Annotated in this window: 18 protein-coding genes; 5 read left to right on the top strand and 13 right to left on the bottom strand. The window is 63.3% G+C overall.

Annotated features, from left to right (window positions below):
- Positions 1–10: 10 nt before the first annotated feature.
- From gltB to N5C28_RS14295, 9 genes are all read right to left on the bottom strand, one after another.
- Complete coding sequence (gene gltB / locus N5C28_RS14335) at positions 11–4,459, bottom strand: glutamate synthase large subunit (protein WP_279823272.1); 4,449 nt, start codon at positions 4,457–4,459, stop codon at positions 11–13.
- A gap of 227 nt (positions 4,460–4,686) precedes the next feature.
- Positions 4,687–6,294, bottom strand: coding sequence for an AAA family ATPase (locus N5C28_RS14330; RefSeq protein ID WP_279823270.1), 1,608 nt, complete (start codon positions 6,292–6,294; stop codon positions 4,687–4,689).
- A 10-nt stretch (positions 6,295–6,304) separates the two neighbouring features.
- A complete protein-coding gene (gene aroB / locus N5C28_RS14325; protein WP_279823268.1) occupies positions 6,305–7,405 on the bottom strand; it encodes a 3-dehydroquinate synthase in 1,101 nt (366 codons plus the stop codon).
- A 51-nt stretch (positions 7,406–7,456) separates the two neighbouring features.
- Positions 7,457–7,975 carry a shikimate kinase AroK gene (gene aroK / locus N5C28_RS14320; protein WP_279823266.1) on the bottom strand — a complete coding sequence of 173 codons (519 nt, stop codon included), beginning with the start codon at positions 7,973–7,975 and terminating at the stop codon, positions 7,457–7,459.
- Positions 7,976–7,979: 4 nt separating this feature from the next.
- The gene (pilQ, locus tag N5C28_RS14315) at positions 7,980–10,076 is read right to left on the bottom strand and encodes a type IV pilus secretin PilQ (RefSeq protein WP_279823265.1); all 2,097 of its coding nucleotides are present in this window, start codon (positions 10,074–10,076) and stop codon (positions 7,980–7,982) included.
- A gap of 54 nt (positions 10,077–10,130) precedes the next feature.
- A complete protein-coding gene (gene pilP, locus N5C28_RS14310) occupies positions 10,131–10,655 on the bottom strand; it encodes a type 4a pilus biogenesis lipoprotein PilP (protein ID WP_279823263.1) in 525 nt (174 codons plus the stop codon).
- A complete protein-coding gene (pilO, locus tag N5C28_RS14305; protein WP_279823262.1) occupies positions 10,652–11,275 on the bottom strand; it encodes a type 4a pilus biogenesis protein PilO in 624 nt (207 codons plus the stop codon). Before pilO ends, pilP begins: the two co-directional genes overlap by 4 nt.
- Positions 11,272–11,847 (bottom strand): type 4a pilus biogenesis protein PilN, encoded by a 576-nt coding sequence (pilN, locus tag N5C28_RS14300; RefSeq protein ID WP_279823260.1) that lies wholly within the window; start codon positions 11,845–11,847, stop codon positions 11,272–11,274. Before pilN ends, pilO begins: the two co-directional genes overlap by 4 nt.
- Positions 11,847–12,911 carry a pilus assembly protein PilM gene (locus N5C28_RS14295; protein ID WP_279823258.1) on the bottom strand — a complete coding sequence of 355 codons (1,065 nt, stop codon included), beginning with the start codon at positions 12,909–12,911 and terminating at the stop codon, positions 11,847–11,849. Before N5C28_RS14295 ends, pilN begins: the two co-directional genes overlap by 1 nt.
- Before the next feature lie 181 nt (positions 12,912–13,092).
- Here N5C28_RS14295 and N5C28_RS14290 point away from each other — a divergent pair, with 181 nt between their 5' ends.
- Positions 13,093–15,534 (top strand): penicillin-binding protein 1A, encoded by a 2,442-nt coding sequence (locus tag N5C28_RS14290; RefSeq protein WP_279823255.1) that lies wholly within the window; start codon positions 13,093–13,095, stop codon positions 15,532–15,534.
- Between the two features lie 65 nt (positions 15,535–15,599).
- Here N5C28_RS14290 and N5C28_RS14285 read toward each other — a convergent pair whose 3' ends face one another.
- The 4 genes from N5C28_RS14285 to rpmE form a co-directional block, all read right to left on the bottom strand.
- Positions 15,600–16,868 (bottom strand): malic enzyme-like NAD(P)-binding protein, encoded by a 1,269-nt coding sequence (locus N5C28_RS14285; protein ID WP_279823254.1) that lies wholly within the window; start codon positions 16,866–16,868, stop codon positions 15,600–15,602.
- A 101-nt stretch (positions 16,869–16,969) separates the two neighbouring features.
- Complete coding sequence (locus N5C28_RS14280) at positions 16,970–18,412, bottom strand: M48 family metalloprotease (RefSeq protein ID WP_279823252.1); 1,443 nt, start codon at positions 18,410–18,412, stop codon at positions 16,970–16,972.
- On the bottom strand, positions 18,409–19,209 hold the full coding sequence (locus tag N5C28_RS14275; protein ID WP_279823250.1) for a thermonuclease family protein: 801 nt from the start codon (positions 19,207–19,209) through the stop codon (positions 18,409–18,411). Before N5C28_RS14275 ends, N5C28_RS14280 begins: the two co-directional genes overlap by 4 nt.
- Positions 19,210–19,234: 25 nt before the next feature.
- Positions 19,235–19,450, bottom strand: coding sequence for a 50S ribosomal protein L31 (rpmE, locus tag N5C28_RS14270; protein WP_279823247.1), 216 nt, complete (start codon positions 19,448–19,450; stop codon positions 19,235–19,237).
- A gap of 172 nt (positions 19,451–19,622) precedes the next feature.
- On the opposite strand from rpmE, the gene N5C28_RS14265 reads away from it, so the two are divergent.
- The 4 genes from N5C28_RS14265 (at position 19,623) to hslV (ending at position 25,107) form a co-directional block, all read left to right on the top strand.
- Complete coding sequence (locus N5C28_RS14265; RefSeq protein WP_279823246.1) at positions 19,623–21,842, top strand: primosomal protein N'; 2,220 nt, start codon at positions 19,623–19,625, stop codon at positions 21,840–21,842.
- Positions 21,843–21,972: 130 nt separating this feature from the next.
- Positions 21,973–23,724: an arginine--tRNA ligase gene (argS, locus tag N5C28_RS14260; RefSeq protein WP_279823245.1), complete on the top strand. Its 1,752-nt coding sequence runs from the start codon at positions 21,973–21,975 to the stop codon at positions 23,722–23,724.
- Positions 23,725–24,411 carry an SPOR domain-containing protein gene (locus N5C28_RS14255; RefSeq protein ID WP_279823244.1) on the top strand — a complete coding sequence of 229 codons (687 nt, stop codon included), beginning with the start codon at positions 23,725–23,727 and terminating at the stop codon, positions 24,409–24,411.
- A gap of 162 nt (positions 24,412–24,573) precedes the next feature.
- On the top strand, positions 24,574–25,107 hold the full coding sequence (hslV, locus tag N5C28_RS14250) for an ATP-dependent protease subunit HslV (protein WP_279823243.1): 534 nt from the start codon (positions 24,574–24,576) through the stop codon (positions 25,105–25,107).
- Positions 25,108–25,113 lie beyond the last annotated feature (6 nt).

Raw genomic sequence — 25,113 nt, 5'->3', positions numbered from 1 at the left:
CAGGCGCACATTACTGCGGGTTGGCTCGGGTGCTGGAAAGCAGCGACTTCAGGCTTGCGGCCTTCGGTTTGACCAACCAGAACTTACGCAGGTAGTCATCCAGGTTATCCAGGAGGTTGCTACCCCACTCGCTCGCGGTCTCTTCGACGTACTCGGCGAGCACGCGCTGCAAGTGACTGCGGTAGGCTTCCATCGATTCGTTGTTGATCCGCTGGATCTCGACCAGCTCGTGGTTGACCCGGTCGTAGAAGCTGTTGTCCAGGTCCAGCACGTAGGCGAAACCGCCGGTCATGCCCGAGCCGAAGTTGTAGCCGGTCTTGCCCAGTACGCAGACGAAACCGCCGGTCATGTATTCGCAGCAGTGGTCGCCCACACCTTCCACGACCGCATGCGCACCGGAGTTGCGCACGGCGAAACGCTCGCCCGCGGTGCCGGCAGCGAACAGCTTGCCGCCAGTGGCGCCGTACAGGCAGGTGTTGCCGATGATGGCGCTGTCCTGGGTCTTGAACGGGCTGCCTTTCGGCGGAACGATCACCAGCTTGCCGGCGGTCATACCTTTGCCGACGTAATCGTTGGCGTCGCCTTCGAGGTACAGGTTCAGGCCACCGGCGTTCCACACGCCGAAGCTCTGGCCGGCAGTGCCTTTGAAGCGGAAGGTGATCGGCGCCTTGACCATGCCCTGGTTGCCGTGGACGCGGGCGATTTCGCCGGAGACACGGGCACCGATGGAACGGTCGCAGTTGCAGATTTCCAAGTCGAATTCCGCACCGCTGGCGCTGTCGATCGCCGATTTGGCCATCTCGACCATTTTCTCGGCCAACAGGCCCTGGTCGAAGGGCGGGTTCTTCTCCACTTCGCAGAACTGCGGCTTGTCGGCCGGGATGTGGTCGCTGCCCAGCAGCGGCGTCAGGTCCAGGTGGTTCTGCTTGGCGCTTTCGCCCGGCAGCACTTCGAGAAGGTCGGTACGGCCGATCAGCTCTTCCAGGCTGCGAACGCCCAGTTTGGCCAGCCACTCGCGGGTTTCTTCGGCAACGTAGGTGAAGAAATTCATCACCATTTCGACGGTGCCGATGAAGTGGTCCTTGCGCAGCTTGTCGTTCTGCGTCGCCACGCCGGTGGCGCAGTTGTTCAGGTGGCAGATGCGCAGGTACTTGCAGCCCAGGGCGACCATCGGCGCGGTACCGAAGCCGAAGCTCTCGGCGCCGAGAATCGCGGCCTTGATCACGTCCAGGCCGGACTTCAGGCCACCGTCGGTCTGAACCCGCACCTTGCCGCGCAGGTCGTTGCCACGCAGGGTCTGGTGGGTTTCGGCCAGGCCGAGTTCCCATGGCGCACCGGCATAACGGATCGAGGTCAGCGGCGAGGCGCCGGTGCCACCGTCGTAACCGGAGATGGTGATCAGGTCAGCGTAGGCCTTGGCCACACCGGCGGCAATGGTGCCCACGCCCGCTTCGGATACCAGCTTCACCGACACCAGCGCGCTGGGGTTGACCTGCTTGAGGTCGTAGATCAGCTGGGCCAGGTCTTCGATGGAGTAGATGTCGTGGTGCGGCGGCGGCGAAATCAGCGTCACGCCCGGCACCGCATAGCGCAGTTTGGCGATCAGGCCGTTGACCTTGCCACCCGGCAGCTGACCACCTTCGCCCGGCTTGGCGCCCTGGGCGACCTTGATCTGCAGCACTTCGGCGTTGACCAGGTATTCCGGGGTCACACCGAAACGGCCGGTGGCGACCTGCTTGATCTTGGAGCTCTTGATGGTGCCGTAACGCGCCGGGTCCTCACCGCCCTCACCGGAGTTCGAGCGGCCGCCCAGGCGGTTCATCGCCTCGGCCAGGGCCTCGTGGGCCTCCGGCGACAGGGCGCCGAGGGAAATACCGGCCGCATCGAAACGCTTGAAGATCGCCTCCAGCGGCTCGACTTCATCCAGCGACAGCGGCGTGTCGGCCAGCTTGACCTGCAGCAGGTCGCGCAGCATCGACACCGGACGGGTGTCCACCAGCGCGGTGTATTCCTTGAATTTCTCGTAGCTGCCCTGCTGCACGGCAGCCTGCAGGGTGTTGACCACGTCCGGGTTGTAGGCGTGGTACTCGCCACCGTAGACGAACTTCAACAGGCCACCTTGCTGGATCGCCTTGCGGTTGTTCCAGGCTTCGTTGGCCAGGGCCTTCTGCTCGGCTTCCAGGTCGACGAAACGCGCGCCCTTGAGGCGGCTGGCCACGCCACGGAAGCACAGTTCGGTGACTTCGTCGGACAGGCCGACCGCTTCGAACAGTTGCGCGCCGCGGTAGGAGGCGACGGTGGAGATCCCCATCTTCGAGAGGATCTTCAGCAGGCCCTTGGAGATGCCCTTGCGGTAGTACTTGAAGACTTCGTACAGGTCGCCCAGCACTTCGCCAGTGCGGATCAGGTCGCCCAGCACTTCGTAGGCCAGGAACGGGTAGACCGCCGAGGCACCGAAGCCGAGCAGCACGGCGTAGTGATGCGGGTCGCGCGCAGTAGCGGTCTCGACCAGGATGTTGCAGTCGCAACGCAGGCCTTTCTCGGTCAGGCGGTGGTGCACGGCACCGGTCACCAGCGCGGCGTGGGCCGGCAGTTTGCCCGGGGCGATGTGACGGTCGCTCAGGACCAGCAGCACCTTGCCGCTGCGTACCGCTTCTTCGGCCTGGTCGGCCATGTTGCGCACGGCCGCTTCGAGCCCGATGGACTCGTCGTAGTTCATGTCGATCAGCTGGCGCTCGAAGCCTGGGCGATCCAGAGTCATCAGGGCGCGCCACTTGGCCGGCGAAATCACCGGCGAGCTGAGGATCACGCGGGACGCGTGCTCCGGCGACTCTTCGAAGATGTTGCGCTCGGCACCGAGGCAGATCTCCAGCGACATGACGATCGCTTCACGCAGCGGGTCGATCGGCGGGTTGGTCACCTGGGCGAACTGCTGGCGGAAGTAGTCGTACGGCGAACGCACGCGCTGGGACAGCACGGCCATCGGCGTGTCGTCACCCATGGAGCCGACCGCTTCCTGGCCCTGCTCGGCCAGCGGACGCAGCACCTGGTCACGCTCCTCGAAGGTGACCTGGTACATCTTCATGTACTGCTTGAGCTGGTCGGTGTCGTAGAAAGCCGAACCGTGGTCGCGGTCTTCCAGGGTCGCCTGGATGCGCTGGGCGTTCTTGCGCAGCCATTGCTTGTAGGGGTGGCGCGACTTCAGACGGTTGTCGATGTCGTCGGTGGCCAGCACCTGACCGGTCTCGGTATCGACCGCGAGGATCTGCCCCGGACCGACACGGCCCTTGGCGATCACGTCCTCTGGCTGGTAGTTCCACACGCCGATTTCCGAGGCCAGGGTGATGTAGCCGTTGGTGGTGGTAACCCAGCGCGCCGGGCGCAGGCCGTTGCGGTCGAGCAGGCAGACCGCGTGGCGACCGTCGGTCAGCACGACACCGGCCGGACCGTCCCACGGCTCCATATGCATGGAGTTGTATTCGTAGAACGCACGCAGGTCGGCGTCCATGGTTTCGACGTTCTGCCAGGCCGGCGGAATGATCATGCGCACGCCGCGGAACAGGTCGATGCCACCGGTGACCATCAGCTCCAGCATGTTGTCCATGCTCGAGGAGTCGGAACCCACGCGGTTGACCAGCGGGCCCAGTTCGTCCAGGTCGGGGATCAGACCATTGGCGAACTTCAGGCGACGGGCCTGGGCCCAGTTGCGGTTGCCGGTGATGGTGTTGATCTCGCCGTTGTGGGCAAGGAAGCGGAACGGCTGAGCCAGCGGCCACTTCGGCAGGGTGTTGGTGGAGAAACGCTGGTGGAACACGCAGATCGCGGTTTGCAGGCGCTCGTCACCCAGGTCCGGGTAGAACTGCTGCAAATCGGCCGGCATCATCAGGCCTTTGTAGATGATGGTCTTGTGCGAGAAGCTGCAGATGTAGTGCTCGCTGTCGTCGGCGTTGGCCACCGAGGAGCGGCGACGGGCGCTGAACAGCTTGATGGCGAACTCCTGGTCGGAGAGCCCTTCGCCACCGATGAAGACCTGCTCGATCTGCGGCAGCCGCTCGAGGGCCAGACGCCCGAGCACGCTGGTATCCACAGGCACCTTGCGCCAGCCGACGAGCGTCAGCCCGGCCGCCAGGATCTCGCGGTTCATGTTCTCGCGGGCACGCTCGGCCTTGGCGTCGTCCTGGTTGAGGAACACCATGCCTACGGCGTATTGCTTGGGCAGATCGACAGAAAAATGCTCGCGCGCCATCGCACGCAGGAACAGATCGGGCTTCTGGATCAACAGACCGCAGCCATCACCTGTCTTACCGTCGGCGTTGATCCCGCCGCGGTGGGTCATGCATGTCAGCGCTTCAATAGCGGTCTGCAGCAGGTGGTGGCTTGCCTCGCCCTGCATATGGGCAATCAGGCCGAAGCCGCAGTTATCCTTGAACTCATCAGGACGGTACAAACCTGCTTTCATAGGGACTCTCACCAGGCTGCCTTTTTCAAGGCAAATTGCTTTCTAATTCAACCACTTACCATGCGCGCAGGACGAAGCGCCAGCTTTGCGCAGGCAAAAGGGAGGTCATTGTACATATCCGCCCAAGCCGTCACAAATTTTCGTGACGAGGGGATGAAAAAAAATGTCGCTAAAACGAACGAATAGACCAGCAGGTCGTGCTAACGACCTACTGGTCACACAATCAGTCAGCGGGCCTGACCGATTTCCTGGCGGATACTGGCGAAGGTACGCGGCCAGGGTTTGCCTGCCTGCACCTTGGCGGGCAGGTTCTTCAGCGCGGCCTGGGCTGCATCACGGGTGGCGAAACTGCCGTAGGTGACCACGTACAGCGCCTGGCCCTGGTGCTGCTTTCTGAAGTAGTGGTAGTCACTGCCGTGCTCACGCACGAACGCCTGGGCACTGCTCTCGGCCCTGGCGCCAAGGACCTGCAGGGTATAACGCGAACCGGCCTGCGATCCATACCAGCTGGAGCCAGCCGCAGCGGGGGCCGACGAAGGCGTCGGCGCTGGAGCTGGAGCGGGCTTGGGCGCTGGAGCCGGAGCAGGTGTTGGCGCAGGCGCAGGCGCCTTCATCACGGGCTCGGCAGGTTTCGCCGGTGCCGGCTCGGCCGGGGGCGTTGCCGCCACGACGGGTACCGCCGGCACAGCAGGCGCAACCGGTACCGGTGTTACGGGCGCAGGAGCCTGGGCTGGCACATCCGCAGCACTGGCGGCCCCGGCAGTGTCCGACTCTTCGGCACCGGTCAGGCCAGCGGCCTGTGCCAACGGCTCTCGAATCACCGGCTGCGCCTCGCCGACCAGAGGCAGTGGCAGCGGCTGGTTGGAGCCGGCGAACTCGATGGCCGGAGCAGACGGCGCTGTCGGCGCAGCAGGTTGGGGGGCGGCGGGCTGCGCTGATTGGTCCAGCGGCAATTGCGCGGTCGCAGGCGGCGCTACATCCGGAGTACGCCCCTGCATCAACCAGGCGGCCAGCACACCTACTGCCACGACCCCAAGGGCCAGCAAATGCTTCTTCGGCAGATTGAGGGCAAAACCGCCGCGCTTCTGAGCGCCGCGCTGGGCCAGCATTTCTTCTACCAGGGTCTCGCGCGCCACGGCGTTGATCGCCCCCGGCCAGCCTTCGGAGCGTTCGTGAATCGAGGCGATCTGCTCATCCGTCAGCAGATCCAGCCCTTGGGCCGCACCTTCCAGACGCTGCGCCAGGTATTCACGGGTTTCTTCTTCGCTATAGGGCTGCAACTCGATGGCATGGAAGCACTCTTCGCCGTCGGCCAGCAGCTCAAGGCGAGGAATCAGCTCGGGGTCGGCGAACAGGAACACGTGTGCACGCCCCTCTCCATCCCCCTCGGCCAACTTCAGCAGGCTCGCCAGAGCGGCGTCGGCCAGGGCCTCGGCATCGTCGACCAGGATGTAGACTTCCTGACCGGTCAGCGCCAGCTGGGCGACTTGCGCCAGGATCGAGCGCGTGTCGGGCTGCTGCACCTGCAGCCCCTGCGCGACCTGACGCAGCAGGCCGGCGGAATCGCTCGCCCCCTGGGCAGCCACCACCACGCTGTGTACGGCCTGCTTGTTGGTGCTCGCCACCAGCGCCTGGCGCAGCAGGGTCTTGCCGCTGCCTACGGGGCCACTGACGACCAACAGCAACTGGCTGTATCGGGCCAGGTGGTGCAATTGCCCCAGCACGGGCTTGCGCTGTGCCGGGAAGAACTTGAACCCGGGCACACGTGCCGCGAACGGGTCATGCGTGAACTGGTAATGATCGAGAAACGCCTCGTCGGCATGCAAACTGGTCATGATGCACTCATTAATGTTCTAGCGAATTCAGCAGCGCAGCGTAATCTGCGCCGAGCGTGGCATCCAAAACGTCGCGCGGAAAATCCCCGGTGACCACCGCCTCACCCAGGGAGCGCAGCAACACAAGCCGCAGACGACCATCCATGACTTTCTTGTCGACCGCCATGTGCTGCATGAAGTGCTCTGCGGTCATGTCTGCCGGCGGTACCACGGGCAAACCTGCCGCCAGGAACAGGCGGATGGCGCGATCGCGATCGGCCGGGGAAATCCAACCCAGGCGCACGGACATCTCCAGCGCCATGACGGTGCCCGCCGCGACCGCCTCGCCATGCAACCAGACGCCGTAGCCCTGCTGCGTCTCGATGGCATGGCCAAAGGTATGGCCGAGGTTCAAGGTGGCGCGCACCCCGGACTCGCGCTCGTCTGCGGCCACGATACGCGCCTTGGCCGCACACGAACGCTCGATGGCCGTGGTCAGGGCAGCCTGGTCGAGGGCCCGCAGCGCCTGCATGTTCTCTTCGAGCCAGGTGATGAAGGGCTCATCGCAGATCAGACCGTACTTGATCACCTCAGCGAGGCCGGCGGAGAGTTCACGCGCTGGCAGCGTCACCAGGCTGGCGGTGTCGATCAGAACGGCCTGGGGCTGGTAGAAGGCCCCCACCATGTTCTTGCCCAGCGGATGGTTGATGCCGGTCTTGCCCCCCACCGACGAATCGACCTGGGACAGCAGCGTAGTAGGGATCTGAATGAAATTGACGCCACGCTGGTAACAGGCCGCCGCGAATCCCGCCATGTCGCCGATGACACCGCCGCCCAGGGCAATGACCGTGGTACGGCGATCGTGCCGCGCCGTCAGCAACCCGTCGAAGATCAGTTGCAGGGTTTCCCAGGTCTTGAACGCCTCACCATCGGGCAGCACCACCGACGTCACGGCATAGCCTTCCAACGCTCGCTCAAGGGCGCTCAGGTACAGCGGTGCCACGGTTTCGTTGGTGACGATGGCGACCTGACGGCCGACGATATGGGGCGCAAGAAACTCGGCACGCAGCACATCCGCACCGATATAGATGGGATAACTGCGTTCGCCGAGATCGACCTGAAGAGTTTGCATGGAGCCCCCGGATTTTAAAGGGCCATAGAATAGCGCAGTTCTGCCTGCGCTTTAACGGGGCGGTAACGCTTCGAGACGTTCCAGTATCTCCTGCACCACCAGCCGCGGCGGCCGCTCATCCGTCTCGATGATCACATCCGCGATTTCACGATAAAGCGGGTCCCGGATCGTCAACAGATCACTGAGCACCTTGCCGGGGTTGGGACCGCGCAACAATGGGCGATTGCGGTCCCGTGCCGTGCGGTCTATCTGCTGCTCGACCGACGCATGCAGGTACACGACACGACCACCGCGCCGCAGGGCGGCCCGGTTGTCTTCGCGCAGTACCGCTCCGCCACCGGTGGCCAACACCAAGCCTTCGACCTCGCACAGCTCGGCGATCACCGCCTGCTCACGCTCACGAAAACCTTGCTCACCCTCGACATCGAAAATCCAGGGAATATCGGCGCCGGTACGCTGCTCTATCTCCTTGTCGGAGTCCTTGAACGGCAACCGCAACTCTTTTGCAAGCAGACGCCCGATGGTGCTTTTACCAGCACCCATCGGGCCAACGAGGATCAGATTACGCACTTCATCAACGATTCACGGCAATGGCCTGATTGTTCATGATACGCGGAGTCAGGAAGACAAGCAGCTCGGATTTCGAATCACGCACCACGTCGCGGCGGAACATGCGACCCAGGTACGGCAGGTCACCGAGGAACGGAACCTTGTCGACAGTCGCACTCTGCGTGTTGGAGAACACGCCACCGATCACGATGGTCTCGCCGTCGCTGACCAGAACCTTGGCATTCACTTCGTTCTTGCGGATTGGCGGCACGCCCAGTACGGCGTTTTCATAATCCGGCTCATCCTTGTTCACCTTCACTTCCATGATGATGCGGTTGTCTGGAGTGATCTGCGGCGTCACTTCGAGGGACAGCGCCGCCTCCTTGAACGAAACGGTTGTTGCGCCGCTGGAGCTCGACTCTTGGTAGGGCACCTCGGTACCTTTCAGAATCTTTGCGGTTTCTTTATCGGCAGTCACGACCTTTGGCTGGGATACGACCTCCCCGTTGCCAGTCTTTTCCATGGCTGACAATTCGAGGTCCAGGATGGTGTTATCGGTGATGAAACCGATACCGATACCCGAGGTACGCTCGGCCACACCCATATCGACGAACGGAACGTTCATGGTCATGTCATCGCCAGTATTGCCACCTTCGTCGCCCTGGTCATCGTTACCGTAAATGTTCCATTTGCCGCCGCCCAGGATCTTGGCACCACCCCAGCGGACGCCCAGTGCCTTGTCGTAGTCGACGTTGGCTTCGACGATGCGCGCTTCGATCATCACCTGACGTACAGCGACGTCCAGCTGAGCGACGATACGGCGCAGCTCATCCAGGCGCTCCTGGGTCTGGTAGGCGATGATGCTGTTAGTGCGATCATCCACGGTAATGGAGCCACGTTCCTCGGAAGCACCTTCCTCGGAACCGCTGCCGGTAACAGACTGGAACAGCTTGGCCATGTCCGATGCCTTGGCATAGTTCACCTGGATCAGTTCGCGGCGCAATGGTGCCAGTTCGGCAATCTGCTTCTGGGCTTCCAGCTCCTGGCGTTCACGGGCAGCGATCTCATCAGCCGGCGCGACCAGCAGGACGTTACCGACCTTGCGCTTATCCAGGCCCTTGGTTTTCAGCACCAGGTCCAGCGCCTGATCCCATGGCACGTTCTGCAGACGCAGGGTGATATTGCCGGACACCGTGTCGCTGGCCACCAGGTTCAGGTCGGTGAAGTCCGCAATCAGCTGCAGGACCGACCGAACGTCGATGTCCTGGAAGTTCAGCGACAGTTTTTCACCGCTGTAGGCGAAACGCTCCGATTTACGCTTCTCGACTTCATCCTGGGTCAGCGGCTTGATGCTGAGGGTCAGTTTGTTGTCGGTCTGGTAAGCGAGGTAATCATAGAAACCGGTCGGTTCGATCACCACGCTCGCCTTGCCGGCGGAACCCGTGGCACTGACGAACTGAACCGGCGTTGCGAAGTCTTTTACGTCCAGGCGAACGCGCAGCGACTCGGGCAATTCGGTCTTGGCGAAGTCGAGGCGAATCTTGCCACCCACTTCCTGAATATCGGGGCTGACCGACGCATCGGACAGGGTAATGACAACATTGCCTTCACCCTGCTCGCCACGCTGGAAATCGATGTTGCTGATCGCCTTGCTCTGGGCGGCGTAGGCCTTTACCGGAGCAGGAGCCGCCACCGGAGCCGGAGTCGGCGCAGCGGCGGTACGGGCGGCAGCCGACGAGGCAGCACCTTCCCCCACGATCACGAACAAATTGTTGCCTTCAGCACGGGTGTTATAGGGCTGAAGATTGGTCAGGTTGATGATCAGGCGAGTACGGTCCTTGGCCTCGACCACGGTCACGCTACGCGCATTACCGACACCCAGGTCACGGTTCTTCGTGCCCAACTTATTGGAAACGCCCGGCAGGTCGAGCGCGATGCGCGCCGGCTGTTCGATGGTGTAACCACGCGGAGCGAGAACCGGCTCGTCGAAAGACAGCTTCAGTTCGACCCGGTCACCTGGCAGCGCGGCTACATCGAGCGCCTGCAGGTTGGCGGCCAACAGTGCCGGCGAAAACAATACCGCCAACAATGAAAGACCGAGATGGGAAATGGGGCTCTTCATTTTCAAATTCCGTTGGGCAGACCGGTTATTTTTTTTCATGTTCACTCCGCTCTATCAAGAGCGCTCCTTGAGAGAGAGGCTTCGCGGCCGTTCGAGCCAACCGCCCTCGCCATCGGGCACGATTTCCATTACATCGACCTTGGATTCTTCGATGGCCAGGACGCGTCCATGGTTGCGCCCCAGGTAATCGCCGACCTTGATGCGATGGACCCCACCCGCGCCACTGACCAATGCGAACTTTCCTGCGTCATTGGACAAGGTGCCGACCATTTCGAAGGACTCGATATTGAACCCCTCCAGGAATTGCTTGACCCGTGTTTCATCGGGCTTGATTTCCTGCGAGCCCTTCTGCCGATTGGCCATTTCGATTTTGATCGGCGGTTGGAACGGACTGCGAAGGGACGCAGCGCTGTAAGTGAAGCTCTCATAAGGCTGAAACTTCGGCAGCGGCTCGATGGACCCCTTCGGCCGAGCGCGAACTTCATCCATGTATGCCTGCAGGTCGCTGAAATCCCCACCAGAGCCACAGCCAACCAGCCCAACGCTGGCAAATAACAATACGAGGCAAGAGCGCTTCATTGTTTCAGCCCCTTATCGTTGTAGCGGTAGGTCTTGGCCAGGATGCTCATACGCAACTGGGAGGTGGTTTCAGCGGTTGCCGGCAGCATTTCGAAATCATGCAGCGTGACGATACGCGGCAGGCTGGCCACGCCACTGACGAACGTCGCCAGGTCGTGATAGGTGCCCACCACCTTAATTTCTATCGGCAGCTCGATGTAGAACTGTTGCACCACTTCTGGCAGCAACTTGATCTCTTCGAACTCAAGGCCACTGCCCAGACCGGTACGGGTGATGTCTTCCAACAGCCCCGGCACTTCGGTGTCGCTGGGCAACTGACGAAGCAGCGCACCAAAAGACACTTCCATTTCCTGCATCTGCTCTTTGTAGGCATCCAGATTCGCTGCTTGGAATGCCTTGGCGGAAAACTGCTCCTTCAAGGTGACTTCTTCGCTGCGCTGCCGCTCCAGCTGCGACTGCAAATCCTTCAGGTGAAAGTTGTAACCCAGTCCCAGAACCAGGATCAGCAGCAACACGCCCGCAATGAACTTGACCGGCGCCGGCCAGGAGCCGACGTTGTTGAGATCAAGCTCATTCAGATCGACCTTGCGGAGGCTTTCAAGCGATTCGCTCAAGCTCATTTCTTGGCCTCCTCTGCCGTATCAAGATCCGGTTGCGTTTGCTGAACGGTCAGCTGGAATACGTTTGCCTGATCGACAGCACCCGCAGTTACCGCCTTGACCTCGGTCAGATTCGGCGCTTCCAGCCAGTCGGAGGCATCCAGGTTACGCATCAGGTTGGAGACCCGATTGTTCGACTCGGCAGCACCGACCACGGAGATACTCTTGCCTTCCATCTTCAAACCTGTGAAGTACACGCCATCGGGCAAGGTTCTGACCAACTGGTCGAACACACGACCGATGATGGGCCGGTTGCCCTGCAAGTCCTGAATGATCTTCATCCGCTCGAGCAGTTGCTGGCGACGGGTCTTCAGCTCGCTGATTTCCTTGATGCGCGCATCAAGCACAGCGATTTCCTTGCGCACGAACTCGTTGCGTGCGTTCTGCTTCTCGATTGCGCCACTGAGGTACTGGTCACCGAGGAAGACCGCGCCGGCAGCCACCACCAGCACGCCCGCCAGGGTGACCAGGAAACGCTGCTTGCGCTCCTCGCGCAGCTGCTCGCGCCAGGGAAGTAGGTTAATCCGCGCCATCAGTCGAAACTCCTCATTGCCAGACCGCAGGCGATCATCAAGGCGGGCGCATCGCTCGCCAGCGCCCCGGCATTGACCTTGCCACTCAATGCCATATCAGCGAAGGGATTGGCCACGATGGTTTGTGTACCGATCTTTTGCTGGATCAGGCGATCGAGGTCTGGAATGGATGCAGTTCCACCAGCCAGCAGGATGTAATCGACGTCGTTGTACTGCCCCGCCGCGAAGAAGAACTGCAGCGAACGGGAAACCTGTTGCACAACCGCTTCTTTGAACGGTTGCAACACTTCACTGTCATAGTCATCCGGAAGACCGCCCTGTTTCTTGGCGAGACCAGCTTCCTCGACCGACAGGCCATAACGACGCTGGATTTCTTCCGTCAGCTGCTTGCCACCGAACAGTTGCTCACGGGTATAGATGGTCCGGCCGTTGTGCAGAACACTGAGCGTGGTCATGGTGGCGCCGATGTCGACCACCGCCACGGTCAGCTCATCATGGCCGCTGCCCAGTTGCTCGGAGAGCAGGCCATAGGCGCGCTCCAGCGCATAGGCTTCGACATCGACGACCTTGGCAGTCAGGCCGGAAAGCGCGAGCGCGGCTTCGCGCACTTCGACGTTTTCCTTGCGGCAGGCGGCCAGCAGCACTTCGACACGCTCCGAATTGCGCAGGGATGTCCCTTGCACTTCGAAGTCGATGGCGACTTCTTCCAGTGGATAAGGGATGTATTGATCAGCCTCGATCTTCAGCTGGTTCTCCAGCTCGTCGTCCGAGAGCCCCGCTTCCATCTCGATGGTTTTGGTGATCACCGCTGAACCGGCCACGGCAACAGCCACTGTACGAACGCCTGTCTTGGCCTTGGCCAATACGCGCGACAGTGCCTGACCGACACCTTCCAGTTCGGCAATATTTTTCTCGACCACCGCGTTTGGTGGGAGTGGCTCGACAGCGTACGCCTCTACCTTGTAGCGGCTTCCTGAGCGACTCAATTCGAGGAGCTTGACCGAGGTCGAACTGATATCGATCCCCAGCAGCGTATTCGCTTTCTTATTGAAGAGCCCTAGCACGACCGATTTCCTATTGGCATCCGCGACTTACGGACTATTTATGTTTTTTCACATTAAATAACAGTCTTGACAGAAGCGCAAATGGCTCCCCGGTAAAAAAAACGCTTATAATGTGAACAGTTTTTCCCTTTTAGCTTTGCCTTCCACTTAACTCATTCTTTTATCTGGAAATCCAAAAATTTTGATGCGTCTGCTGAAGTTCTTCTGCTGGTCTTGTGTCGCCATTTTTTGTGGGCTGCTACTCAGTTTAAGCGGCGCGTTTCTCTATCTTAGCCCCAGCCTGCCGTCCGTCGAATCGCTGCGCAGCATTCAGCTGCAGATCCCTCTGCGGGTGTTCAGCAGCGACGGTAAGCTGATTGCCGAATTCGGCGAGATGCGTCGTTCCCCGATAGCCTTTTCAGACATCCCCAGCGACTTCACGCACGCGCTTCTTGCAGCGGAAGACGATAATTTCGCAAACCATTATGGCGTCGACGTTAAAAGTCTGATGCGCGCTGCCACGCAAATATTGAAAAGCGGCCAGATCCAGACTGGCGGCAGCACCATCACCATGCAGGTCGCGAAGAACTTCTTCCTCACCAGCGAGCGCAGTTTCTCCCGCAAGATCAATGAGATCCTCCTGGCCCTGCAGATCGAACGCGAGCTGAGCAAGGACGAAATCCTCGAGCTGTACGTCAACAAGATCTACCTGGGTAACCGGGCCTACGGCATCGAGGCCGCCGCCCAGGTCTACTACGGCAAATCGATCACTCAGCTGAGCCTGTCGCAGATGGCGATGATTGCCGGCCTGCCCAAGGCTCCCTCGCGCTTCAACCCCCTGGCCAATCCGGCTCGCGCAAAAGAGCGCCGCGACTGGATCCTCGGCCGCATGCGCCTGCTCGGCCGCATCGACCAGGCCCGCTACGAAGCCGCACTGGCCGAACCGATCAACGCCAGTTATCACGTGCCTACCCCGGAGGTCGCTGCCCCCTACGTGGCGGAAATGGCCCGCGCCGAAATGGTCGGGCGCTACGGGAGCGACGCTTACACCGAAGGCTTCAACGTCACCACCACGGTCCCCAGCGACCTGCAGCAGATGGCCAACACCGCCCTGCGCGAAGGGCTAATCAGCTACGACCAGCGCCACGGCTACCGCGGCCCGATCAGCCGCCTGCCGGGCATGACCAAGGAAACCTGGCTCACCGAACTGGCCAAGCAAATTTCCCTGGGCGGCCTGGAGCCGGCCGTGGTTACCCAGGTGGAAAAGAGCGGCATCCTGGTGCTGCTGCGCAATGGCAAGGAAGAAGCCGTTGCCTGGGACAGCATGAAATGGGCGCGCCCGTTCCTCAACACCAACAGCCTGGGCCCGCGCCCCCAGCAACCGGCCGATGTCACCCAGATCGGCGACCTGATTCGCGTCCAGCGCCAGGCGGACGGCACGCTGCGCTTCGTCCAGCTGCCGGCCGCACAAAGCGCCCTGGTCTCGCTCGACCCGCAGGACGGCGCGATACGCGCCCTGGTCGGCGGCTTCTCCTTCGAGCAGAGCAACTACAACCGCGCGGTCCAGGCCAAGCGTCAGCCAGGCTCCAGCTTCAAGCCCTTCATCTATAGCGCGGCCCTCGACAGCGGCTACACCGCTGCCAGCCTGGTCAACGATGCCCCTATCGTGTTCGTCGACGAGTACCTGGACCAGGAATGGCGCCCGAAGAACGACAACAACACCTTCCTCGGCCCGATCCGCCTGCGTGAAGCCCTGTACAAGTCGCGCAACCTGGTTTCGATTCGCCTGCTGCAAGCCATCGGCATCGACTACGCACTCAATTACGTGAGCCGTTTCGGCTTCAACAAACAGGACCTGCCGCGCAACCTGTCGCTGTCCCTGGGTACGGCCAACCTCACGCCCATGGAAATCGCCAGCGGCTGGTCAGTGTTCGCCAACGGCGGCTACAAGACCCAGCCCTACCTGATTCAGCGCATCGACGACCGCCACGGCAAGACCCTGTTCGTCGCCAATCCGCCCACGGTGCCGAGCGGCGAGCGCAAGAACGCCCCGGAAAACCCACAAGGCGAGGAGCTGACCACCGTCGCCCACCCGCAACCCGGCAGCGAAGGCCTTGCGAGCGAAGCACCCGCCGTGGCGGAGCAGATCATCGACGAGCGCACCGCCTACATCATGACCAGCATGCTGCAGGACGTGATCAAGCGCGGCACCGGACGTCGCGCCATGGCCCTGGGCCGCAATGACCTGGCCGGCAAGACCGGTACCACCAACGAATCGAAGGACAGCTGGTTCTCGGGCTACAACGCGGATTACGTCACCACGGTCTGGGCGGGTTTCGACCAGCCAGAAAGCCTGGGTCGCAACGAGTATGGCGGTACGGTGGCCCTGCCCATCTGGATGAACTTCATGGGCGCCGCACTCAAGGACAAACCCAACCACCTGCCTGAAGAACCTGCCGGCCTGCTGACCCTGCGCATCGACCCGCACAGCGGCCGGGCCGCCACGCCGGGAACGGCGGACGCCTACTTCGAGCTGTTCAAGAGCGAGGATTCGCCACCACCGATGAGCGAACTCGATCCGGGCCTGGGCATTCCGGGCAGCCCGCTGCCGGCCGACGAAGCCGCCCCGATCGACCTCTTCTGAGGTCGATCGCCCCCCCATAAAAAAACCCGCCGAAGCGGGTTTTTTTATGGTCTCAGCAACGACGATCAGCCGTTGAAGACGTCATCCACCGATGCCAGCGGGTAGTGCTTCGGATACGGCAGTGTGGCCACACCGGTTTCGATAGCCGCCTTGGCGACCGCATCGGAAATCACGGTGATCAGGCGCGCATCCATCGGCTTCGGAATGATGTACTCGCGACCGAACTCCAGCTTGATGCCACCATAGGCATCACAGACTTCCTGAGGAACCGGCAGCTTGGCCAGCTCACGCAGGGCCACGGCAGCGGCGATTTTCATCTCTTCGTTGATGCGGGTGGCACGAACGTCCAGGGCACCGCGGAAGATGAAGGGGAAGCCCAGCACGTTGTTCACCTGGTTCGGGTAATCCGAACGGCCGGTGGCCATGATCACGTCACTACGGGTGGCGTGGGCCAGTTCCGGCTTGATTTCCGGATCCGGGTTGGAGCAGGCGAAGACGATCGGGTTCGGCGCCATGCGCAGCAGGTCGTCCGCGCTCAGCAGGTTCGCACCGGACAGACCGACGAACACGTCAGCGCCCTCAAGGGCATCGGCCAGCGTGCGCTTGGTGGTTTCGGTGGCGAATACCGCCTTGTACTGGTTCAGGTCATCACGGCCTGCATGGATCACACCTTTACGGTCGATCATGAAGATGTTCTCGACCTTGGCACCCATGCTGACCAGCAACTTCATGCAAGAGATGGCTGCAGCGCCAGCGCCCAGGCAGACGATCTTGGCTTCAGGCAGGGTCTTGCCTGCGATTTCCAGCGCATTGAGCATACCGGCAGCAGTCACGATCGCGGTGCCGTGCTGGTCATCGTGGAAGACCGGGATGTCGCACTGCTCGATCAGCGCGCGCTCGATTTCAAAGCACTCGGGCGCCTTGATGTCTTCCAGGTTGATGCCACCGAAGGTGATGGAAATGCGCTTGACGGTGTCGATGAACGCCTGCGGGCTTTCCGAGTCGACTTCGATATCGAACACGTCGATACCGGCGAAACGCTTGAACAGCACGCCCTTGCCTTCCATGACCGGCTTCGATGCCAGCGGACCGAGGTCACCCAGACCGAGAATCGCGGTGCCATCGGAGATCACGGCGACCAGGTTACCTTTACCGGTGTAGCGGTAGGCCAACTCAGGATCACGAGCGATTTCACGAACGGGTTCGGCAACGCCAGGGCTGTAGGCCAGCGACAGATCGCGGGCGGTAGCGGTGGGTTTGGTCAGCTCGACACTCAGCTTTCCCGGGCGGGGCTGAGCGTGGTATTCGAGAGCGGCGGTTTTGAGATCAGACATAGTGGCATTTCCGCTTTTTTGGCTGTTGAACAGGCAGGCGGCGAGGATACGCAAGTTGTATACACCTGCACAAGACTGTTCGGTCAGCCTGGGACCAAGCCCTAGCGCACGACTTTGAGCCAGTCGCCCGCCTTGGGCTCACCCGTCGGATAGAGGTTGTTGAGCAGGCGCAATGTCGCTTCGGCATCGTCCGGCAACTTGCTGTCCTTGGCCAGCGCCGCCATGGTCTGGCCGCTTTTCGCCTTGACCATGTGCAGGCGCAGCGGCTCGGCCAGCTTGCGTTCGGCGGTGGTCAGGGGATGGAAGCTCTTGATGACCTGCAGGAACCTGGCGTCCTGGGTGTCCAGCGAGGCATTGCCACGGGTCACCCCGACGAACAGGTAGGCCTGCTTGCCTTTGCTTACAACCGCCACTCGACGGGCCGGATTCCCTGGAATCACGGCGGTGTACCCCTGCAAGCCCGCCTGCTGCAAGGCCTCGCCGTTGGCGAGGCGCGTATTGCCGGCGCGCTGGCGCAGCAGGTCGGCAGGCGCCAGGCCCTGGTCGTTCGCTTCCAGGGTCATCGCGATGAAGGCCTGCTGATCCGGGGTATGGCCAATCACAGCATCCGGCCGATTGACGATGCCCCAGCCATCCGGGAAGCCCAGGGCGAACCCCAATTCCGCGTGATAGAAGTTCTGGCCACGACGCACGCCAGTGGCCGCAGAGTCGCCGAACGGCAAGCCTTCCAGGTGCTGCAAGAACACCTCGCGGTTGACGATCTGTTGCCCGGCAACCAGCGCCCGTGCCGGCCCGAGGACTTCCTGCAGGCGGCGGTCGTTATCCGGGTGCGTGTCGAACAGGCCGTGGTAACCGCCCGTCGCCTGGGCTTCACCGCGCTTGGCAGCCTGGTCCCGGGCGAAGACCTCCTGGTTCTTCAGCACCTTGACCACTTCGATCATCGCCTGCGGGTCGTAGCCGCTGCGGGCCAGGTACTGGGCGCCAAGCCCATCTGCCTCGAGCTCCATATCGCGGCCATAGCCGCGCACGAACGTCGTGCCCAGCACGTTGGTCAGGTCAGCGGCCGCCCCGACACCGGTGCCGATGGCCACCGCCTGGCCCAGGATGTTCCAGGCACTCGACTGGCTCTGCTGCTGGACACTGTGACGGGCCGTAACGTGGCCGACCTCGTGCCCCAGTACCGCGGCCAGTTCGGCTTCCGAATTCAGGTAGGCGAGCAGGCCGCGATGGATATAGATGTAGCCACCCGGCAGGGCGAAGGCGTTGACGTCCGGGCTGTCGACCACGGTGAACTGGTAATCGAGCTGGCTGCGATGGCTGGCCTTCGCCACGCGCTCGCCGATCTGCTGCACATAGGCTTGCAGCTTTTCGTCGGCGTGGCGGGGGTTCTGCTTGATGATTTCCTGGTTGTAGCGGCGCCCCAGGTCGAGTTCCTGCTGCTCGCTCATCATCACGAAATTGGTGCGCCCGGTGGCCGGGTTCACCGCACAGCCACTCAAGAGGCCGAGTACCAGCCCGAGGGCAACGAAATCACGAACGGTCATGGCAACACCTCCAGCATCGCCTCATGGGTCAGTGGCAGCATCCAGCGTGCCTGCCCCGGTTTTACGCCGCCCCGGCGGGAGCGGTCAATCACCCAGCCCCGCGCCTCGACAGAACGCCCGGCGAGCGCCTGCAGGCGTTTCAGATCGAAGGACGCCTGGAACTGCGGCGCGACGCGCAGTACCAGCGAGTCCTGCAACTCCAGCCAGATGCCACCACGGTTGCGCTCGACACGCTCCACCCGACCACGAACCAGGGCGAAGCCACCGGATGCCAGTTGCGATGCATCGATCACCGGGTCTTTGCGCCACAGGCCGAGCCGGGCTTCGCGGGCCTGCCGCTCGGCCTCCAGCTGGCAGGCAGCCAGGGCCACATTGGGCGCGACCGCCACCCGGTAGCCCAGGCCCTCGGCCAGCAGTTGGGCCTCCAGGTTGCGCCCCTCGCGGTCATACAGATGCGCCAGGGTACGGCCGTAGCGGTCCTTGGCTTCGCGCCCGAGCTGCACCCCGACCTGCCCGTCGTTCGCGGCGATCAGCGCCGCCAGGCGTTTTCGTGCGGCCTCGGCGAAGGGTTCGGCGGAACGCCCCTGGCGCCCCATTTCCGGCGCATTCAGGCCAATCAGGCGGATGCTGCGACCGTCCTGCAGGCGCACCGTGTCGCCATCGACCACACGCTGCACCTTGGCGCTGCTCAGCGTCGCGGGCGCAGGGCAGTAGGCCTCGGCCGGGAGCAGAAAAAGCGCAGACACAAAAAAGGCGCCCACCTGGGACGCCTTTTTCAGTAGCGAGCAATACCCCATCAGGGTTACGTCGCTGCGCGCAAGCTTACTGCTTGGCGCCAAACATGCCGAAACGCTGCTTGAAGCGGTCAACACGACCACCGGTGTCCAGCATCTTCTGCTTGCCGGTGTAGAACGGGTGGCACTCGTTGCACACGTCCAGGCTCAGCGGCTTGGCCAGGGTGGAACGGGTTTCGATGACGTTGCCACAGCTGCAGGTAGCGGTAACGGCTTCGTAAGTCGGGTGGATATCAGCTTTCATGATGAATTCCTCAGGTCTAGCGTGCCGCCATCCAACACGATTGTTGAATACCGCACGGAATCAGGCCGCGCACTATACCAGAGCGAGACATCGACGCAAGGCCGGCCGTCGACTGGACGCGTGATAAGATCGCGCCCCAATCGCCACCCCTCAGAGCCGGGAGCCCTGCCGCGTGCCTGACGCCATTCTGCGCCTTGCCCTGCCTTCACCGCTGCGTCGCCTGTTCGATTACCGCGCGCCGCCCGGCGTCCCGCGTAGCGCGCTGCAGCCGGGCGTACGCCTGCGGGTGCCGTTCGGGCGGCGGGAGCTGATCGGTGTGCTGGTCGAGGTGGTAGCGCACAGCGAGGTACCGGCGGACAAGCTCAAGCCTGCCCTGCAACTGCTCGATGCCCAGCCACCGCTGCCCGCCGCCCTGTTCAAGCTCTGCCTGTGGACGGCCCAGTACTACCAGCACAGCCTTGGCGACACCCTGAGCTGGGCGCTGCCCGTGCTGTTGCGCCAGGGCGAGCCCGCCGAAGTGCGGCAGGAGCGCTTCTGGCACCTGAGCGACGGCGCCAGCCTCGACGACCCGCGCCTGAACAGGGCTCCGCGTCAGCGCGAGGCACTGAAAACCATTGCCCAACATCCCCACGGCGTTGCCCATCAGCTGCTCAGCCAATTGCAACTGAACCGCGACAGCCTGGAACTGCTGCGCGAGAAAGGCCTGGTGCGGATCGAGGTGCGCCGGCACCACCCCAACGCCCGCCCCGCTAACTGGCTGGCCCAGCCGGAGCTGCCGCTCAATGCCGAGCAGCGGGCCGCCGCCGAGGCCATTCGCGCTGGCCTGGGCGGCTTCAACACCTACCTGCTGGCGGGGGTCACGGGCAGCGGCAAGACCGAGGTCTACCTGCAGCTGATCCGCGAAACACTGGAGGCCGGCAAGCAGGCCCTGGTGTTGATCCCCGAGATCAACCTCGGCCCGCAGACCCTGTCGCGCTTCGAACGCCGTTTCAATGCCCGCATCGCCCTGCTGCATTCCGGCGTCAACGACCGCGAGCGCCTGGATGCCTGGCTGGCCGCCCGCGATGGCGAGGCCGACATCATCATCGGCACCCGCTCGGCGCTGTTCACGCCCATGCAGCGCCCCGGCCTGATCATCATCGACGAAGAGCACGACGCCTCCTATAAACAGCAGGAAGGGCTGCGCTACCACGCCCGCGACCTGGCCATCGTGCGCGCCCACCAGGAAAACATCCCCATCGTCCTGGGTTCGGCCACGCCGTCGCTGGAAAGCCTGCACAACGCCCATGCCGGGCGTTACGCCCTGCTGCGTCTCAATCAGCGCGCCGGCGGCGCTCATCCGCCGCGGTTCCTGCGCCTGGACATCAAGAGCCGCCCCCTGGACGCCGGCATCTCCGGCCCCATGCAGCAGGCCATCGGCCAGACCCTGGCGGCCGGGCAGCAGGTGCTGGTGTTCCTCAACCGCCGCGGCTTCGCCCCCACCCTGCTCTGCCACGACTGCGGCTGGCTGTCCGAATGCCCGCGCTGCGACGCGCGCATGACCGTGCACCAGCGCTACCACGAACTGCGCTGCCACCACTGCGGCCATGTCGAGCGCCAGCCGAGCAACTGCCCAACCTGCAACACCGTCGATCTGCGCCCTGTCGGCGCCGGCACCGAGCGCGCCGAGGAGCGCCTGGCGATCCTCTTCCCGGACGTCCCGGTGCTGCGCGTCGACCGGGAAAGCACCTCGCGCAAGGAGGCCATGATCACCCTGTTCAACACCGTGCAAAAAGGCGAACCGTGCATCCTGGTCGGCACCCAGATGCTCGCCAAGGGGCACCACTTCCCGCGGGTGACCCTGGTGGCGATTCTCGATGCCGATGGCGGCCTGTTCTCGGCGGACTTCCGCGCCAGCGAGCGCATGGCCCAGCTCATCGTGCAGGTCGCCGGCCGGGCGGGCCGTGCCGAAGAACCGGGCAAAGTCATCATCCAGAGTCATTTGGCGGACCACCCGCTGCTGGTGCAACTGACCGAACAGGGTTACTTCGCCTTCGCCGAACAGGCCCTGAGCGAGCGCCGCAGCGCCGGCCTGCCGCCGTTCTGCCACCTGGCCCTGCTGCGCGCCGAGGCGCACAAGCCCGGGCAGGCCGAGGGCTTTCTCGACGAAGCGTGCAGCGAAGCCGAACTGCTGGTGAACGAACTGGCCCTCAGCGGTATCGAACTGCTCGGACCGGTGCCCGCGCCCATGGAGCGGCGCGCCGGCCGCTACCGCGCACAGCTGCTGGTCCAGGCCAATGCCCGCGCGCCCTTGCACAAGCTGCTCGCCAGCTGGATGCTGGCCCTGGAGCAGATGCCGAGCGGCCGGGCCGTGCGCTGGTCGCTGGATGTCGACCCGATTGACCTGTTCTGACGCGACAGACGTGAATCGGGGCGTGATTGCGCCGCTTAGAACTTGAAGCGGCGGACCAAGCACGCCGATAATGCGCAGTTTTCAACCAGCGCCCCTGGGCACAGCCGCTTCGCGGCCGGACGAGCAGACCATGAAAGACAGTATTCGCCACCTGATCCAGCAAGCCCTGAGCCGCCTGACCACTGACGGTGTGCTGCCCGAAGGCCTGAGCCCGGCGATCCAGGTGGAGAACACCAAGGACAAGACCCACGGCGACTTCGCCAGCAACATCGCCATGATGCTGGCCAAGCCGGCGGGCATGAAGCCCCGTGACCTGGCCGAGAAGCTGATCGCCGCGCTGCCGGCCGACGACAGCATCGCCAAGGTCGAGATCGCGGGTCCGGGCTTCCTCAACTTCTTCCAGAACAGCGATGCCCTCGCCCAGCGCCTGGAGGCCGCCCTGGCTGACGATCACCTTGGCGTGCGCAAGGCCGGCGCCAAGCAGCGCGTGGTGGTCGACCTGTCCTCGCCGAACCTGGCCAAGGAAATGCACGTCGGCCACCTGCGCTCCACCATCATCGGCGACGCCGTGGCACGCGTGCTGGAGTTCCTCGGCGACGAGGTGATCCGCCAGAACCACGTGGGCGACTGGGGCACCCAGTTCGGCATGCTGCTGGCCTTCATGGAAGAGAACCCGGCCGCCGCGGAAAGCGAGCTGGCCGACCTGGAAGGTTTCTACCGCGCGGCCAAGAAGCGCTTCGACGAGTCCCCGGAATTCGCCGAGCGCGCCCGCGCCCTGGTGGTACAGCTGCAGGCCGGCGAAGCCGAGTGCATGCGCCTGTGGCACCGTTTCAACGACATCTCCCTGTCGCACTGCCAGAAAGCCTACGACCGCTTGGGCGTGAAGCTGACCCCGGCCGACGTCAAGGGTGAAAGCGCCTACAACGACGAGCTGCCGGGCGTGGTCGCCGACCTCAAGGCCAAGGGCCTGCTGACCGAAGACAACGGGGCCCAGTGCGTCTTCCTCGACGAGTACAAGAATGCCGAAGGCAACCCGCTGCCGGTGATCGTGCAGAAGGCCGGTGGTGGCTACCTCTATTCCACCACTGACCTGGCGGCCATGCGCTACCGCAGCCAGACGCTCAAGGCCGACCGCGCCCTGTACTTCGTGGACCAGCGCCAGGCCCTGCACTTCCAGATGGCCTTCGAGGTGGCGCGCCGCGCCGGCTTCGTGCACGACGGCATGCAGCTCGAACACATGGGCTTCGGCACCATGAACGGCGCCGACGGCAAGCCATTCAAGACCCGCGACGGCGGCACGGTGAAGCTGATCGACCTGCTCGACGAAGCCGAGCAGCGCGCCTATGCGCTGGTCAAGGCACTCAACGAGAGCAAGGGCATCGTCCTCGAAGAGGACGAGCTGCGTCAGATCGCTCACGCCGTGGGCATCGGTGCGGTGAAATACGCCGACCTGTCCAAGCACCGCACCAGCGATTACAGCTTCAACTTCGAGCTGATGCTCAGCTTCGAGGGCAACACCGCACCCTACCTGCTGTATGCCTACACCCGCGTGGCTGGCGTGTTCCGCAAGCTGGGCAAGGGCGCTGACGAGATCGGCGGCGAAATCCAGCTGGTTGCCGAGCAGGAGCAGGCCCTGGCCGCCAAGCTCGCGCAGTTCGGCGAAGTGCTCGGCAACGTCGCCGACAAAGGCACGCCGCACACCCTGTGCACTTACCTCTATGACCTGGCCGGCCTGTTCTCCAGCTTCTATGAGAACTGCCCGATCCTCACCGCCGAAGACCCGGCGACCCAGCAGAGCCGCCTGCGCCTGGCGGCCCTTACCGGCCGCACCCTGAAACAGGGCCTGGAGCTGCTGGGCCTGGAAACCCTGGAGCGCATGTAAGTGGCTGCACGCAAGAAGGCTGCACCGAAGCGCGGCGCCAGCCGCTACAAGGTCCCCGCCAAGAAGCCCGTCCCGGGCTGGATTTGGCTGGCCTGCGGTCTGGTGGTGGGCGTGTTCATCATGGCCCTGATGAACCTGCAGCCGGGCAGCGACGCGGTCAAGCGCGACCGGGGCGAACCGGAGCGCACCAGCACGCAGCCCAAGCCAAAACCGGCGCCGCCGGCCTCTACGCCGGAAAAGCCCAAGTACGACTTCTACACCTTGCTGCCGGAGTCCGAGGTCATCGTGCCGCCGGATGCGCTGCCGCCACCAACAGCGGCCATACCGCCAGTCAAACCGGTGACCCCGGAAGAAGCCGCCAAGATCGACGCCGAACGCGCCGAAGCCGCGCTCGCCGGCAAGACCCCGCCACCGCCCCCGGTGGTGGCCACCGCAGCACCAGTGACCACGCAATTCTTCCTCCAGGCGGGCTCCTTCCGCCGCAAGGACGATGCGGAAAGCGTGCGGGCGCAGATCATCCTGCTCGGCCAGAACGTGCGGGTCGAGTCCGGCACCGTGCGTGAAGAAACCTGGCACCGGGTGCTGGTCGGCCCCTTCGCCAACCGCGAACAGCTCGCCCAGTCGCAGAAGGCCCTGTCCGCCAACGGTTTCAGCAACCTGCTGCTGCAACAGCGCCAGGCCCGCTGACAGCCAGCCGCCAGGCCTTTCCGGCCGGCGGCTGCAACCTGTGGTTACAGACCGCTCGCCGTTCGGCCGGGAATCGTCCGACAGCGGTTGAAAAACCCCCCAGGTCCCCCCATTTGAGAGTTCATCCGGGCAAATCTGCCCCGCTGCGTGGAGACTCTCCCCTTGACCACCATCGTTTCAGTACGCCGCCACGGCAAAGTCGTCATGGGCGGCGACGGCCAGGTATCCCTCGGCAACACCGTGATGAAAGGCAACGCGAAGAAAGTGCGCCGCCTGTACCACGGCCAGGTGCTGGCCGGCTTCGCCGGTGCCACCGCGGATGCCTTCACCCTGTTCGAGCGCTTCGAAGGCAAGCTCGAGAAACACCAAGGCCACCTGGTGCGTGCTGCCGTCGAGCTGGCCAAGGACTGGCGGACAGACCGCTCCCTAAGCCGCCTGGAGGCCATGTTGGCAGTGGCCAACAAGGATGCCTCGCTGATCATCACCGGCAACGGTGACGTGGTGGAGCCCGAGCACGGCCTGATCGCCATGGGTTCCGGCGGCGGCTACGCCCAGGCCGCGGCCCTGGCGCTGCTGCAGAATGCCGAACAGATGTCCGCCCGCGAAGTGGCGGAAACCGCCTTGAACATTGCCGGTTCGATCTGTGTCTTTACCAATCAGAACCTGACCATTGAGGAACTGGACTCGGCCGTCTGAGCCGAC

The sequence above is a fragment of the Pseudomonas sp. GD03944 genome, assembly GCF_029839275.1.
In the GTDB taxonomy this organism is placed as follows: Bacteria; Pseudomonadota; Gammaproteobacteria; order Pseudomonadales; family Pseudomonadaceae; genus Aquipseudomonas.
The sequence above is the reverse complement of the archived record's forward strand: the minus strand, read 5'-3'. Positions and strand labels throughout refer to the sequence as shown.